This is a genomic window from Phaeobacter sp. B1627 (assembly GCF_006265095.1).
In the GTDB taxonomy this organism is placed as follows: Bacteria; Pseudomonadota; Alphaproteobacteria; order Rhodobacterales; family Rhodobacteraceae; genus Epibacterium.
This window is the reverse complement of sequence record NZ_VCNK01000014.1, coordinates 21,173-34,753: the sequence shown is the minus strand read 5'-3', so window position 1 is coordinate 34,753 and position 13,581 is coordinate 21,173. Positions and strand designations below refer to the sequence as shown.

At 62.8% G+C, this 13,581-nt stretch carries 16 protein-coding genes; 8 read left to right on the top strand and 8 right to left on the bottom strand.

The window, feature by feature from the left end:
• Positions 1 to 70: 70 nt before the first annotated feature.
• The 4 genes from FGE21_RS08175 to FGE21_RS08160 form a co-directional block, all read right to left on the bottom strand.
• Positions 71 to 1,267, bottom strand: coding sequence for a CaiB/BaiF CoA-transferase family protein (locus FGE21_RS08175; RefSeq protein WP_139662961.1), 1,197 nt, complete (start codon positions 1,265 to 1,267; stop codon positions 71 to 73).
• Complete coding sequence (locus FGE21_RS08170) at positions 1,254 to 2,885, bottom strand: thiamine pyrophosphate-binding protein (protein WP_139662810.1); 1,632 nt, start codon at positions 2,883 to 2,885, stop codon at positions 1,254 to 1,256. Before FGE21_RS08170 ends, FGE21_RS08175 begins: the two co-directional genes overlap by 14 nt.
• 36 nt (positions 2,886 to 2,921) lie before the next feature.
• A complete protein-coding gene (locus FGE21_RS08165; protein ID WP_139662960.1) occupies positions 2,922 to 3,401 on the bottom strand; it encodes a DUF302 domain-containing protein in 480 nt (159 codons plus the stop codon).
• A gap of 229 nt (positions 3,402 to 3,630) precedes the next feature.
• Positions 3,631 to 4,638 carry a GlxA family transcriptional regulator gene (locus FGE21_RS08160; protein WP_139662809.1) on the bottom strand — a complete coding sequence of 336 codons (1,008 nt, stop codon included), beginning with the start codon at positions 4,636 to 4,638 and terminating at the stop codon, positions 3,631 to 3,633.
• Between the two features lie 295 nt (positions 4,639 to 4,933).
• On the opposite strand from FGE21_RS08160, the gene FGE21_RS08155 reads away from it, so the two are divergent.
• The 8 genes from FGE21_RS08155 (at position 4,934) to FGE21_RS08120 (ending at position 10,255) form a co-directional block, all read left to right on the top strand.
• Positions 4,934 to 5,566 carry an ATP-dependent Clp protease proteolytic subunit gene (locus FGE21_RS08155; protein ID WP_139662808.1) on the top strand — a complete coding sequence of 211 codons (633 nt, stop codon included), beginning with the start codon at positions 4,934 to 4,936 and terminating at the stop codon, positions 5,564 to 5,566.
• A 154-nt stretch (positions 5,567 to 5,720) separates the two neighbouring features.
• Positions 5,721 to 6,986 carry an ATP-dependent Clp protease ATP-binding subunit ClpX gene (gene clpX, locus FGE21_RS08150; RefSeq protein ID WP_139662807.1) on the top strand — a complete coding sequence of 422 codons (1,266 nt, stop codon included), beginning with the start codon at positions 5,721 to 5,723 and terminating at the stop codon, positions 6,984 to 6,986.
• 194 nt (positions 6,987 to 7,180) lie between these two features.
• Entirely contained in the window at positions 7,181 to 7,906 is a 726-nt protein-coding gene (locus FGE21_RS08145; protein ID WP_139662806.1) for a dienelactone hydrolase family protein, read from the top strand.
• A 79-nt stretch (positions 7,907 to 7,985) separates the two neighbouring features.
• Positions 7,986 to 8,360 carry a RidA family protein gene (locus tag FGE21_RS08140; protein WP_139662805.1) on the top strand — a complete coding sequence of 125 codons (375 nt, stop codon included), beginning with the start codon at positions 7,986 to 7,988 and terminating at the stop codon, positions 8,358 to 8,360.
• Entirely contained in the window at positions 8,361 to 8,786 is a 426-nt protein-coding gene (locus FGE21_RS08135) for a glyoxalase superfamily protein (protein ID WP_139662804.1), read from the top strand.
• A 114-nt stretch (positions 8,787 to 8,900) separates the two neighbouring features.
• Positions 8,901 to 9,287: an NADH:ubiquinone oxidoreductase subunit NDUFA12 gene (locus FGE21_RS08130; protein WP_139662803.1), complete on the top strand. Its 387-nt coding sequence runs from the start codon at positions 8,901 to 8,903 to the stop codon at positions 9,285 to 9,287.
• 66 nt (positions 9,288 to 9,353) lie between these two features.
• On the top strand, positions 9,354 to 9,809 hold the full coding sequence (gene mlaD / locus FGE21_RS08125) for an outer membrane lipid asymmetry maintenance protein MlaD (protein WP_139662802.1): 456 nt from the start codon (positions 9,354 to 9,356) through the stop codon (positions 9,807 to 9,809).
• Complete coding sequence (locus FGE21_RS08120) at positions 9,809 to 10,255, top strand: DUF2155 domain-containing protein (protein WP_255731444.1); 447 nt, start codon at positions 9,809 to 9,811, stop codon at positions 10,253 to 10,255. The genes mlaD and FGE21_RS08120 overlap by 1 nt, the downstream gene beginning before the upstream one ends.
• Here the strand turns inward: FGE21_RS08120 and aat are convergent.
• From aat to FGE21_RS08100, 4 genes are all read right to left on the bottom strand, one after another.
• On the bottom strand, positions 10,219 to 10,851 hold the full coding sequence (aat, locus tag FGE21_RS08115; RefSeq protein WP_139662801.1) for a leucyl/phenylalanyl-tRNA--protein transferase: 633 nt from the start codon (positions 10,849 to 10,851) through the stop codon (positions 10,219 to 10,221). The genes FGE21_RS08120 and aat overlap by 37 nt on opposite strands.
• A gap of 112 nt (positions 10,852 to 10,963) precedes the next feature.
• Positions 10,964 to 12,313, bottom strand: a complete 1,350-nt coding sequence (accC, locus tag FGE21_RS08110; protein WP_139662800.1) for an acetyl-CoA carboxylase biotin carboxylase subunit — start codon at positions 12,311 to 12,313, stop codon at positions 10,964 to 10,966.
• Between the two features lie 9 nt (positions 12,314 to 12,322).
• The gene (accB, locus tag FGE21_RS08105) at positions 12,323 to 12,808 is read right to left on the bottom strand and encodes an acetyl-CoA carboxylase biotin carboxyl carrier protein (protein WP_139662799.1); all 486 of its coding nucleotides are present in this window, start codon (positions 12,806 to 12,808) and stop codon (positions 12,323 to 12,325) included.
• Positions 12,809 to 12,981: 173 nt separating this feature from the next.
• Entirely contained in the window at positions 12,982 to 13,518 is a 537-nt protein-coding gene (locus tag FGE21_RS08100; protein ID WP_139662798.1) for a PAS and helix-turn-helix domain-containing protein, read from the bottom strand.
• Positions 13,519 to 13,581: the final 63 nt, after the last annotated feature.

The following is a 13,581-nucleotide window of genomic DNA, read 5'->3' as shown; positions in this document are numbered from 1 at the left end:
GCGGGGGGGCTTGTGGCGGGGTTTGTAACATTGCGGCGCCGGTAGGGGGCGCCGCAATTGCGCAAATGTTTCAGTCCTCGGCGAAGGGGTGGTCGGTGGCGAGAATCTCGTCACTGTGGGCGCCGCAGGTCGGGGGCGGTCTGCGGTAGGTGACCGGGGTCCGCGAGAATTTCAGAGGATTGCCGAGGAGGCGCAAAGGGGTTCCGTTGGACTCCATCGTGACCACAAGATCCCGCGCGCCGACCTGATCGCTGGCAAAGACCTGATCCAGCGTCTGAACCGGGCCGACCGGCACTTTTGCGGCCTCCATCGCGGTGATCACGGTCTGGGTGCTGTGCCGCCGCAGGGCCGGGATCAGGATGTCGGTCAGCGCCTGACGGTTGTCGAGGCGGGCCGGATTGGTCGCAAATCGCGGATCGTCCGCCAGCCCTTCGAGCGCGAGAAACCGCATGAAGCGGCGGAACTGACTGTCGTTGCCGACGGCGAGGATCACGTGGCCATCGGAGGTTTGATAGTTGCCATAGGGCATGATCGAGGGGTGCTCATTGCCGCGCCGCACCGGCAGTTGGCCGGTATTGAGGTAGCCGACGCCTTCGTTGATCAGCCAGGCGATCTGGGAATCCACCAGGGCGACCTCGACCTGTTGGCCCTCGCCGGTGAGGTCGCGGTGACGCAGGGCAGACAGGATGCCGACGGCGGCGTACATGCCGCACATCACATCGGCGATGCCGACCCCGGCCTTCATCGGGGCACCATCGGGGGCGCCGGTCAGGGACATCATGCCGCCATAGCCCTGGGCCATCAGGTCGTAGCCTGGTTTCTCCCGGTTCGGCCCGGTGTGGCCATAGCCCGAGATCGACGCATAGACGAGGCGCGGGCAGGCGTCGCGGAGGCTGTGGTAGTCGAGCCCGTAGCGGGCCAGCCCGCCGGGTTTGAAGTTCTCCATCAGCACATCGGCCTGCGCGGCGAGGCGGCGGATCACCTGCTGCCCGTCCGGTTGGGATATATCCAGCGCCAGAGATCGTTTGTTGCGGTTGGCGGCCATGAAATAGGGGGTGAGATCCGCGTCCCGGGCAACGCTCGTCCCCCATTGCCGGGTATCGTCGCCGCCGGTGCCGGGGTTTTCCACCTTGATCACATCGGCCCCGAGATCCCCCAGCAACTGTGTGGTGGTGGGCCCGGCAAGGATCCGGGTGAGGTCGAGCACCTTGACGCCGCGCAGCGCGCCATGGGACAGGCCGTGGGGAGGCAGGTCAGATACGGCCATCATAGCCCTCGCGGTTGATTTCAGCAGCAATAACGGTGAAGCGATCCGCGGCCATGGCCTCGGTCAGGGCGGCGCGCAATTGGGACCGTGTGCGCACGCTGTGGCCGTGGCCTCCGAAGGCGCGTCCCATGGCGGCATAGTCATGGTGGCCGAAATCCACGCCGGTGCCCGGCAACTGGCGCTGGCGCTGCTTGAGGTCGATCAACGCCAGCGAGGCGTCCACAAAGACCACAAAGACCGGCGCAATGCCCAGTTCGGCGGCCGTGGCCAGCTCGCCTGCGACCATCAGAAAACCGGCATCGCCGGAGAAGCTGACAACGGTGCGATCCGGCTCGGCCAGCTTGCGGCCGATGGCCAGGGGCAGGGCGCAGCCCATGGTGCACAGGCCGGAGGACTGAACCAGCTGACGCGGTTCGCTGCAGCTCCACATCTGGCTGAGCAGAATGCGGTGGGCGCCGCTGTCGGCGGTCAGGAGGGCATCCGGCGGCAAGCTTTCCATACATTCGGCAATGACGCCCGCCGGACCCCAATCATCGGTCAGCGGGAAGGCCGCGTCCAGCGCGGCGCGGGCGGTGGTGACCTCGCCACCGGTCCAGAGCGGCCGTGACGCCCCGGGAGCGGACCGCGCCGTCAGTGCCGTGAGGGCCGTCAGTGTCGCTGGCAGGCTGCTCAGCAGCGTCAGCGAGGCCTGATGCATGTAGTGGGTGTTGGGCTCGGGCGAGATATCGATCACCCGGGTCGCCCGGCAGTCCCAGAGATCGCGCCAGCCCGTGCGCATCTCGATCGGGTCATAGCCAATGCAGAGGATCAGGTCGGCCGCGTCGATCAGGGGCCGCAGATGGCCGTCGGCCCGCGGCGACAGGCCCGCACCACCGAGGCAAAGGGGGTGGTCTTCCGCGAGGATGCCTTTTGCCTTGTAGGTGGTGATGAAGGGGATCTGATGGGTCTCGAGAAAGGCCCGGGTTGCGTCGGGGCCACCCGGGCAGAGCGCGTCCAGTCCGACGATGGCCACTGGCCGGTCGGCATCCGTCAGCCAGTGATGCGCCTGCGCCAATGCTGCATCCGCTGGCACTGTATCGCCCGCAGGCGCCTGACGCAGGTCGCGCTCTCTGGCGGGGGAGGTGGCGACCGTGATCGGCACGTCGATATGGACCGGTCCCTGGCGGGGCGCGGTGGCGAGGGTGACCGCCTTGTCGGCGATAACCCCGGCTGCTGCGGCATCGAGGCGGAAGCTGGCTTTGGTGATGGGCGCGAAGACGGCCTGCTGGTCGAGCACCTGATGCGTGTAGGTCTGGGCCTCATCCGCATCGACGCAGCCGGTCAGCACCAGCATCGGCACCCGGTCCTGAAACGCGTTGGCCACCACATTCACCCCATTCAGCGCCCCGGGGCCCAGAGTCGCCACGAGAAGAACCGGGGCGCCGTCGGCATGGTGGACCCCCTCGCCGATGAAACCCGCGCAGTTTTCATGTTTGGCGAGATGAAAGGCAATGCCCGCCTTCCTCAGCGCATCAATCAGCGTGAGCACTTCGCCACCGGGCATGCCAAAGGCGTGGCGGCAGCCCGCGTCATACAGGCGGCGGGCCAGAACATCGGCGGCGCGGAGAGTTTCTGTCATCGGTCTGTCCGTTTCTGTGGCGCCGGGAGGCTGCGCCTAGCGCAGCGCGGCCCCGGCAATTTCTGCAAAAATTGTATCAAGTTCAGCGGCAAGGGTTGCCAGATCCGGGCCTGCTTCGGCCATATATGGGGCGAAGACATGCGTCGGTGTCTTGTAGGACAGGGTGGCGCGGCCATCCGCAGCTTCGGTGACATAAATACGAACCGGGGCCTCGATCATGGCGGCGGTGGAGAGCGCAAGGATGGCGACCGCAAAGTCATTGCGAAAGACCCCCAGAACCCGGTTGCCGGGAAGGATGATGCCGCGCGCGGCGGCGGCGCCGGTGGGGCCTGCTTCGGTGACGAGCCCCATGCCGGCGGTCTTGACCGCGGATTTCAGGTCCCGCAGCAGAGCCGCGTAGCCCTTGTCACTGGTCTGGATCGACCACCCCTCGCGCGGTTGGAGATTCGCGGCGAAGGCAGGCGGGACTATGACGCCGGGCGTGGCTATGAAGGCGGGCGGGGCCAGCAGGAGCATCGCGAGCGTGAGGGCGCGGCACCGGCTGCCACGCTGGCGGCGCGATCGGGAATGGCACAAGTGAAAGCCGCGCAGTCGGGTCTGAAACATTTGGGTCCTCCGCTCCTGCACAGGGGTGTAGCCGCATTGTGGCTGAAATACTCGTCACATTTCAGTGCGTTTCACGGCCTGTCCCGGTGCCGGACCGTTCGCGGCTGCGGGCCGATGGCGGGCAGGGTCCTGCGGTGGATCAGGCCCAGCCCTTGCGGAAGAAATGCGGGCTGGCGCCGAATTTCCGTTTGAATTGACGTGAGAAATGGGTGGCGCTGTTGAAGCCGGAGGCGAGCGCGATCTCGGTCACCGACATCGAGGTTTCGTTCATCAGCGCAAAGGCGTGGCTGAGCCGCATGTCGGAATAGACATGCATCGGGCTCTGATCGAGATAGCGGGAGAACAGCCGTTCCAGCTGGCGGCGGGAAATGTCCAGCCGATCACAGAGCGCAGCGATGGAGAGCGGCTCTTCGATGGCGTCCTGCATCAGTTGAAGGGCGCTCAGCAGGCGCTGGTTGCGGCTGCCGATGGCGACGGCGTAGGTGGATTTCTGCGGTGCCGCGCCGCTGGTGGAGCGCACGTGCAGGCACATGTCGGCCACGATGATCGCCAGTTGCTTGCCATGGCGCTGCTCGATCAGGGTCAGCATCATATCGGTGGCCGCGCTGCCGCCGCCACAGGTCATCAGGCCGGCCGTGACCTCGTAAATATTCGGTGAGGGCTTCAGATGTTCGAAACGTTCCGTAAAACCCGGTTGATTTTCCCAATGCAGCGTGAAGGGCTGGTCCCTGATGATCCCGGCCTGCGCAAGCGCAAAGGCGCCGGTGCAGATGCCGCCGATCTGGCGGCCAAACCGATGCTGGCGGCGCAGCCAGTTCAGCGTGGTCTCGCTGGCGGCGTCCTGCGGCTCGACCCCGGCGCAGACAAAGCCCACAGCCTCCGAAGGCAGCGGCGCCAGCGCCATGTCCGGCGTCACCACCATGCCGTTGGAACAGCGCACCGGCGCTCCGGTCTCGGTCATGATGAACCAGCGGTAAAGCTTTGTGTTTGTGACCTGATTTGCAATCCGCAACGGCTCTATCGCGGCGGCGACCGGCAGCATGGTGGCCTTGGGCAGCAGCAGAAAATAGAAATCCTGCGGCGCGCCGGCATGGGCGACCGTCAGGTTCGCGGCCGCGCCTTTTTGAACAAAACTGTCATCTGACATGGGCAAATCCATGTTGGCAGGGTCTGGCCCGCACAGGATAGGGATAGGGCATTGCTGTATCAGCTAGCGCTCCGGCAGCGGATTTTGCCGGGATTTTACGACGCCGATCTGGTGAATTGCGACACCACGGCCGTTCGGTACGCCGCAAGCCGCAACGGGCAGCGGCGCATCAGACGGGCGGAACTGGCGCTAAAATGCGGGGCGACCTCTTGCAGCTCATTTTTCGCAGCACTAAGACTCGGGTAATCCTCTTTCGGGTATGGTACCCGTCGAGATCCCAAGACAGGCAGGTCCAATGATTGATCCAACAGAAACCTACATGAACACTCTCGTGCCGATGGTCGTTGAACAGACCAGCCGCGGCGAACGGGCGTATGATATTTTCTCGCGCCTGCTGAAGGAGCGTATCATCTTCCTGAACGGGCAGGTTCATGACGGCATGTCGTCGCTGATCGTGGCGCAGCTGCTTCACCTTGAGGCGGAAAACCCGTCCAAGGAAATCTCGATGTATATCAACTCGCCCGGTGGCGTAGTGACCTCGGGCCTGTCGATCTACGACACCATGCAGTACATCAAACCCAAAGTGTCGACGCTGGTGATCGGCCAGGCGGCCTCGATGGGGTCCTTGTTGCTGACGGCGGGCGAGAAAGGCATGCGCTTCAGCCTGCCCAATTCCCGGGTCATGGTGCACCAGCCCTCCGGCGGATATCAGGGCCAGGCGACGGACATCATGATCCACGCCGAAGAGACGCTGAAACTGAAGCGTCGCCTGAACGAGATTTACGTAAAACACACCGGTCAGGACTATGAGACCATTGAACGGGCGCTGGAGCGGGATAACTTCATGTCACCGGAGCAGGCCAAGGAATTTGGCCTGATCGACGAGATCGTGGAAAACCGCGCCAAGGGCGACGACGACGAGAGCTGATCCCGCGCGATCGCACGGGCTTTGTGCTCCCTTCACCTCTGCGGGGGGCTGGGAGCACAATTTGACATTGTGGCCGGTTGGGAGCTGTCCTAAGCTGGCCGGAAATCGGGGCGAACTGACCTGCGCTGGCTCCGAGGCGGATGAAAGGTAGACCATGGCAACGAACACGAGCGGCGACAGCAAGAACACGCTTTACTGTAGCTTCTGCGGCAAGAGCCAGCATGAAGTGCGCAAGCTGATCGCGGGCCCCACCGTGTTCATCTGCGATGAATGCGTCGAGCTGTGCATGGACATCATCCGCGAGGAGACCAAGGCCTCGGGGATGAAGGCAACCGATGGCGTGCCGACGCCCAAGGATATTTGCCAGGTTCTGGACGACTATGTGATCGGTCAGGCGACCGCCAAGCGGGTGTTGTCGGTGGCGGTTCACAACCACTACAAACGTCTCAATCACTCGCAGAAGTCGGGCGGCGATATCGAACTGGCCAAGTCGAACATCCTGCTGATCGGCCCCACCGGCTGCGGCAAGACGCTGCTGGCGCAGACGCTGGCGCGGATTCTCGACGTGCCCTTCACCATGGCCGATGCCACCACGCTGACCGAGGCGGGCTATGTCGGCGAGGACGTCGAAAACATCATTCTGAAGTTGCTGCAATCCTCTGAATACAATGTGGAAAAGGCGCAGCGCGGCATTGTCTACATCGACGAGGTCGACAAGATTACCCGCAAGTCGGAAAACCCGTCGATCACCCGCGACGTATCCGGCGAGGGCGTGCAGCAAGCCTTGCTGAAGCTGATGGAAGGCACCGTTGCCTCGGTGCCGCCACAGGGGGGGCGCAAGCATCCGCAGCAGGAATTCCTGCAGGTGGATACCACCAACATCCTGTTCATTTGCGGCGGTGCCTTTGCCGGCCTGGACAAGATCATCAAGCAGCGCGGCAAGGGCTCTGCCATGGGCTTTGGCGCCGATGTGCGGGACGAAAGCGAAGCGGGAGTCGGGGAAACGTTCAAGGATCTCGAACCCGAAGATCTGCTGAAATTCGGCCTGATCCCGGAGTTCGTCGGACGTCTGCCGGTTCTGGCGACGCTTGAAGATCTGGACGAGGATGCGCTGATCACCATCCTGACCAAACCGAAAAATGCGCTGATCAAACAGTATCAGCGCCTGTTTGAACTGGAAGAAACCGAGCTGGACTTTACCGAGGAGGCCCTGTCGGCAATCGCCAAGAAGGCGATCGAGCGCAAGACGGGCGCCCGTGGCCTGCGGTCGATCCTCGAAGATATCCTGCTCGACACCATGTTCGAGCTTCCGGGAATGGAAAGCGTGACCAAGGTCGTGGTCAATGAGGAGGCGGTGAATACCAACGCCCAGCCTTTGATGATCCATGCCGAAGGAAAGGAATCTGCCAGCGCAGGATGACCCTGCGGACGGCCTGACGTCAGATTGCAGAAAGGCCGGTGTCCGCGCGATACCGGCCTTTTTCATATAGCGGGCGCCTGATTCTGGTGTGGCAGAGGTCGGACAAGGGTGTGACAGAGGGCGGATAGGGGGCTGATCTTGGCCTGTATTCAGTGGAGGTCCGCGCTCCATTGCATTGAAATAAGGGCAATTTTATGAAAAATGAGGTGTTTTCCTATAGCGACGGGGTCGACACATTCATCGGGTATCTGGCCTGGAATGAGGAAGACCCGGAACCCAAGCCGGGGGTTTTGATCGCCCCGGCCTTTGGCGGCATCAGCGGGTTCGAGAGGGCGGTGGCCGATGACCTGGCAGAGCTGGGTTATGTTGCGCTGGCGGTGGATTACTACGGCAATGGCACCCGGGTCGAGACACCCGAGGAGGCGCGCGCGCTGATGGCCGGGGTCACGGCGGACCGGCGGGTCCTGGTCCGCCGGATGGCCGCAGCGCGGGACGCGATCGGGGGGCTGAGCCATGTCGATGCCTCTCGGATTGGCGCAATGGGGTACTGTCTCGGTGGCAAGGCAGTGCTGGATCTGGCGCGCAGTGGTGCTGCGCTGCGGGCCTGCGTTTCGGTCCATGGTGTCTATGACGCGCCGAATTTCGCCACCCAAGAGATGCAGCCCGCTGTTCTGGTTCTGCACGGATGGGACGATCCACTGGCGCCGCCCACCGCGCTGCAACAGTTGGCGCAGGAGCTGACCGACCATTGTGCGGATTGGCAGGTGCTGAGCTTTGGCCACACCGGTCACGCCTTTACCAACCCCAATGCGAAGAACGTGTCCGGAGGTATGCACTACAGCGCCAAGGCCACGGCGCGGTCCTGGTCGGCAATACTGGGCTTTTTCGACGAAACCCTGGGGGGAAACACGCATGCATAGCAGGGTTGAACAAAACGCAATGTTGTCGCCCGCACTGCGCGCATAGCATATCCTTCAAACACAAAAGGAGACAGTAGACATGACGATCAAACGGATTTCGTCCGGCGGCGAGTTCGAGGCAAAAATCGGCTATTGTCGCGCCGTAGTTGCCGGTGGCTTTGTCCATGTTGCAGGCACCGTCGGGCAGGGCAGCGATGTGGTTTCGCAATGCAAGAGCGCGCTTCAAGTCATTGGCGCCGCGTTGGAAAAAGCAGGTGTCAGTTTCGCAGACGTCGTGCGGGTGACCTACTATCTGCCCGATGCGTCAGAGTTCGAACCCTGCTGGCCGATCCTTGCCGAAACCTTCGGGGCGAACCCACCTGCCGCCACCATGATCGAATGCAATCTGATTGATCCCAAGTATCGGATCGAGATCGAAGTCACGGCTTTGGCCAGCCCGGCAGAGGACATGTGAATGACTGAGCACCATCCCGAACCCACAGGCCCCGAGGTAGAGATTTCTCCGGCCATTCCGGTGATCCGCATCTTTGATGACGCCAAGGCGCGGGAATTTTATCTCGACTACCTCGGCTTTCGCGTGGATTGGGAGTATCGCTACGAAGACGATATGCCGCTTTATATGCAGATTTCCCGGTCCGGCTGTCTGCTGCATCTGAGTGAGCATCACGGGGATGCAACGCCGGGCTCCACCTGTTTTGTCCCGGTGTCCGGCGCGATGACCCTGCATCAGGAGCTGGGCGAAAAGCGATATCACAATCTGAAACCCGGGCTGGATGCGATGCCATGGGGGCTGCAGATCACCGTCACCGATCCGTTTGGCAACCGGCTGCGGCTCTGTGAACAGCGCAGCGAGGCCTCTGGAAAACAGACTTCGGCCTAAGCGTTTGCGTTAAAAGTGCCATTTCCCGCCGGTGTCTTCGGTCGGGGGCGCGCGAACCACTGGACCTCGGGCGCAGAATACGCCATATCGGAGACGATACTTTCGGAGGGACCCATGGGAATCCTGAATACGCTATTGCAGGCCGTGACATGGTGGAACGGCGCCACATTGGGCACCATGCTTTTCACCCGTCGCAAGGGTGTCAAAGTCGGGGAAGACGATCAGGGCAATGTGTTCTACCACACGGCCGATGACAGCCGTCGCTGGGTTATTTTCAACGGCGAGGCGGAGGCGTCTCGGGTGGGTGCGGATTGGCATGGCTGGCTGCACCGGACCTTCAACGAGGTGCCGAGCGAAAAGCCGCTGCCGCACAAGGTCTGGGAAAAGCCGCATCAGGAAAACCTGACCGGAACCATGCTGGCCTATGCGCCTGCGGGGTCTATCCGCGCGGGTGGTGAGCCCAAGGACCGCAGCGATTACGAGGCCTGGAGCCCCGAATAACCTAGTCTGGCTGCTCTTCCCGCAGAGGGAGGCGCACTCTTTGATCTGGCCAAAAGGCAGGATGAGATGACCCATTCCACCACCGAAGTTCTGACCGGCGGCGTTGTGCTCGCCGTGGCAGCGGGCTTTGCGATTTTTGCGGCGCAGGCGGCCGGTCTGGCGCGCGGCGGCGACAGCTATCCGCTGACCGCCTCCTTTCGCTCTCTGGAGGGAGTGAGCGTCGGCACCGATGTGCGTCTGGCGGGGGTCAAGATCGGCACCGTGACCAATGTTGCGCTGAATGCGGAAACCTTCCGCGCGGATACGACCTTCACCGTGGACGAGGGGATCATGATCCCCGATGACAGCGCGATCGTGATCGCCTCCGAAGGCCTGCTGGGCGGGAATTTCGTCGAGGTGATGCCGGGCGGGTCGCCCTTCAATCTTGAGGCCGGGGACGAGATCACCGATACGCAAGGGGCGGTGAGCCTGATTTCGCTTCTGGTGAAGTTCGTCGCAGGCAGCGGCGACGACGGCTCCTGATGCGGCTGCGGCGGGCGGCATCGGCCCTGATCCTGTCGGCGATGTGCGCATCCTCTGCCCTGGCCCAATCCATCGTTATCGAAGAGCTGACTCCGGCGCCCGCGCAACCGCTTGTGCCCGAGATCCGCGAAACCGTGGAACGACTGGAGGCCGAGACCGGCAATACCGTCAGCCTGCGGGGATTGGATAAGGTCAACGGCAAGAGCATCGACGTGGACTTGCCGACAGGCGGATCGGCCGAGATTTTTGGTCTGCTCGTGACCCTGCAGGAATGCAGATACCCGGCCGAGAATCCGACGGGCGATGCCTTTGCCTATCTCACGGTACGTGATCCGATGGATGGTCAGGTGTTTTTCGAGGGTTGGATGATCGCATCGAGTCCGGCGCTGAACGCGCTGGATCACCGGCGCTACGATGTTTGGGTTCTGCGCTGCAAGAGCGCCTGAGGCGACGGGATGGCGGGGGCCAGGAATGAGGCCTCTTTCTGAAGCGCCTCGGCTAGCAATCTGCGATAGCACGCGCGAGAAATTTCCTGTCCTCCGAGCGAGGCCAGATGCGGTGTGATGAACTGGGTATCGCAGAGAAGGTAGCCCGCGCGGTCGAGGCGATCGATCAGATAGGCGAGGGCGATTTTTGACGCGTCGCGGCGGCGGGAAAACATGCTTTCCCCGAAGAAGGCCCCGCCAAGGGACACGCCATAGACGCCGCCGATCAGCCCCGTTTCGCCCCAGACTTCGAGCGAGTGGGCAAAGCCCATTTCATGCAGTTCATGATAGCGATCAAAGATCTCTTCGTTGATCCAGGTCTCGTCACGCGCCGCGCATCCCTCCACGACGGCGGAGAAATCCCTGTTTATTTCAATGGAATAGTCATCGCGGCGCAGGGATCGGGCGAGCGAGCGGGAAATGTGAAACCCGTCAAGCGGCAGGATGCCGCGGCGTTTGGGATCGACCCAGAACACCTCCGGGTCATCGCGGCTTTCGGCCATGGGAAAGACGCCGCTGGCATAGGCATGCAACAACAGATCGGCACTGAGCGTCACGAACCGACCCCGACACAGGCGAGAGTGGCGTCACAGGCATCACAGAGAGGGCAGCAGGCGCGACGCGGCGCGGCGGGGCGGCGACCATGGGGGCCGCCCCGGTTCTGGCAGATCAGCCCTGCAGGTTGGCGTCGAGCCATTTTTCCAGCCAGTGGATGTTGTAGTCCCCGGTTTGCACGGCCTCTTCCTGCAACAGCGCATGGAACAGCGGTACGGTGGTGTCGATCCCATCGACGATCAGCTCGCCCAAGGATCTGCTGAGCCGCGCCAGCGCCTCGTTGCGGTCGCGGCCATGAACGATCAGCTTGCCGATGAGGCTGTCGTAGTAGGGCGGGATCGAATAGCCGTCATAGAGGGCGGAATCCATTCGGACGCCCAGCCCGCCGGGCGCATGAAACGCCGTGATCTTGCCCGGGCAGGGCGAGAAGTTGGGCAGTTTCTCGGCGTTGATGCGGACTTCGATGGCATGGCCGTTGATCTGCAGCTCGTCCTGCGTGAACGACAGCGGCAGGCCGGCGGCGATGCGGATCTGTTCGCGCACGAGATCCTGACCAAAGATCGCTTCGGTGACGGGGTGTTCCACCTGCAGGCGGGTGTTCATCTCGATGAAATAGAATTCGCCATCTTCATAGAGGAATTCCACGGTGCCCGCGCCGGAATAGCCCATTTCGCCGATGGCATCGGCGCAGATCTTGCCGATGCGGGCGCGCTCTTCTGGGGTGATGCAGGGGCCGGGCGCCTCTTCAAAGACCTTTTGGTGGCGGCGTTGCAGAGAGCAATCGCGCTCTCCCAGGTGTACGCCGCCGCCCTTGCCGTCGCCGAAAACCTGAATTTCGATGTGGCGCGGTTTCTGGAGGTATTTCTCCATGTAGACTTCGTCATTGCCGAAGGCCGCTTTGGATTCCGAGCGCGCGGTCTGGAAAGCCTGGACAAGGTCGGCCTCGGTCTTGGCGACTTTCATGCCGCGCCCGCCGCCGCCGGCGGTGGCCTTGATGATCACGGGATAGCCCATTTCGGCGGCGACGGTTCTGGCCGTTTCCACGTCAGGAACGCCCCCGTCAGAGCCGGGCACGCAGGGAATGCCAAGGGATTTGGCAGTATCCTTGGCCGTGATCTTGTCCCCCATCTGGCGGATATGCGCCGCGGAGGGGCCGATGAAGGTGATGCCGTGATCTTCGACGATCTGCACGAAATTGGCATTTTCCGACAGAAAGCCATAGCCGGGGTGGATGGCCTGGGCCCCGGTCACTTCGCAGGCGGATATGATGGCCGGGATCGACAGGTAGCTCTGGGCGCCGGAGGGGGGGCCGATGCAGATCGATTCGTCAGCCATGCGCACATGCATGGCATCGGAATCGGCGGTGGAATGGACCGCCACGGACCGGATGCCCATTTCGCGACAGGCACGGATCACGCGCAGCGCGATCTCGCCCCGGTTTGCAATCAGGATCTTGTCAAACATGTGGGATCCTTACTCGACGATGACCAGCGGCGATCCAAACTCGACCGCGGCACCGTCTTCGACCAGAATGCGTTTCACGGTACCGGCCTTGGGGGCCGGGATATGGTTCATGGTTTTCATGGCTTCGACGATCAGCAGCGTATCGCCTTCGGCCACCTGCTGTCCCACCTTGATAAAGGAGGGGGCGCCGGGTTCGGGCTGCAGGTAGACGGTGCCGACCATGGGCGAAGACACAGCGCCGGGGTGGGCTGCGGGATCTTCGGCAACCTCGGCCGCAGGGGCGGCTGGGGCGGCGGCGGCAACAGGGGCGGCTGCGGCGGCAACCTGCACCGGTGCTGCTGGCGCGGCCACAAGCTGACGCGAAACCCGGACGTTCAGGCTGTCATCCTCACCGTAATCGCGCTTGACCTGCAGTTCGGTCAGGTCGTTTTCCCGCAAAAGCTCTGCCAGAGCCTTGATGAATTCCACATCTGCGTCATGAGATTTATTTGTCATTTTGTTCCTCGGCAGGGTCCTGTCTGGCCCCGGGAGATACCGGAGCGGAAATTTTCGGCCTTATAGGCCATCGATGACCATAAGGAAAGCGCACTTGGTTTCGCCACAAGATGAGCGCGAAGGCCAAGGGTTTCAATCGTTTTTAGCGCATTCCCTCGGGTTTGACGGTTGGATTACAATGGCATGCCGGTGAGTTTGGCCACCAGTTCCGGCAGCTTTCGGGCCCCGAATTTGTCCAGCAGCCGGGCGCGGTGAGTCTCTACCGTGCGATAGGACAGATCCAGTTGCTGGCCGATCTCCTTGGCCGACAGCCCCCGGCAGGTCAGAATGGCCACCTCGCGTTCCCGGGGGGTCAGGCTGACAACGGGTCGCTCGTCCGAGAGGTCGGCAAAGGACCACACCCCGGTCTGGAAGGGCTGTTCGCGGCTGATCGACCGCCCCCGGACGCGACACCAGAACAGCGCGCCGGAGGTGCGGCGCATGATCCGCTCGTCGTGATAGACGCCGCTGCGGGCTTCGGGCAGTTGCAGGCGCGCGCCGATCCGCCGGTAATCCTCGGGGCTGGGATAGAGCGCGGCGATCGGCAGATCGGTCAGCTCGGCGCAGGTGCCACCAAAGGTCTCCGCAAACTGCCGGTTGCAGCGCTTGATCACGCGGTGCTCCAGCAGGGCCAGTCCGACGGGGGCAAAATCAAAGGCAGGATCGCTCATGGAGATGGTTTTACGCTGAAGTCCGGGCGGGGGGGAAGGGCAGGCGGATCAGTTGGCCGACAA

Bases quoted from the DNA above. Each gene is read 5' to 3' on its own strand.
- FGE21_RS08100 (WP_139662798.1), bottom strand. From the start codon at position 13,518: ATGAGCGATCCTGCCTTTGATTTTGCCCCCGTCGGACTGGCCCTGCTG.
- clpX (WP_139662807.1), top strand. From the start codon at position 5,721: ATGGCAACGAACACGAGCGGCGACAGCAAGAACACGCTTTACTGTAGC.
- mlaD (WP_139662802.1), top strand. From the start codon at position 9,354: ATGACCCATTCCACCACCGAAGTTCTGACCGGCGGCGTTGTGCTCGCC.
- FGE21_RS08160 (WP_139662809.1), bottom strand. From the start codon at position 4,638: ATGTCAGATGACAGTTTTGTTCAAAAAGGCGCGGCCGCGAACCTGACG.
- FGE21_RS08165 (WP_139662960.1), bottom strand. From the start codon at position 3,401: ATGCTCCTGCTGGCCCCGCCCGCCTTCATAGCCACGCCCGGCGTCATA.
- accB (WP_139662799.1), bottom strand. From the start codon at position 12,808: ATGACAAATAAATCTCATGACGCAGATGTGGAATTCATCAAGGCTCTG.
- FGE21_RS08130 (WP_139662803.1), top strand. From the start codon at position 8,901: ATGGGAATCCTGAATACGCTATTGCAGGCCGTGACATGGTGGAACGGC.
- FGE21_RS08120 (WP_255731444.1), top strand. From the start codon at position 9,809: ATGCGGCTGCGGCGGGCGGCATCGGCCCTGATCCTGTCGGCGATGTGC.
- FGE21_RS08135 (WP_139662804.1), top strand. From the start codon at position 8,361: ATGACTGAGCACCATCCCGAACCCACAGGCCCCGAGGTAGAGATTTCT.
- FGE21_RS08140 (WP_139662805.1), top strand. From the start codon at position 7,986: ATGACGATCAAACGGATTTCGTCCGGCGGCGAGTTCGAGGCAAAAATC.
- FGE21_RS08155 (WP_139662808.1), top strand. From the start codon at position 4,934: ATGATTGATCCAACAGAAACCTACATGAACACTCTCGTGCCGATGGTC.
- FGE21_RS08170 (WP_139662810.1), bottom strand. From the start codon at position 2,885: ATGACAGAAACTCTCCGCGCCGCCGATGTTCTGGCCCGCCGCCTGTAT.
- accC (WP_139662800.1), bottom strand. From the start codon at position 12,313: ATGTTTGACAAGATCCTGATTGCAAACCGGGGCGAGATCGCGCTGCGC.
- FGE21_RS08145 (WP_139662806.1), top strand. From the start codon at position 7,181: ATGAAAAATGAGGTGTTTTCCTATAGCGACGGGGTCGACACATTCATC.
- FGE21_RS08175 (WP_139662961.1), bottom strand. From the start codon at position 1,267: ATGGCCGTATCTGACCTGCCTCCCCACGGCCTGTCCCATGGCGCGCTG.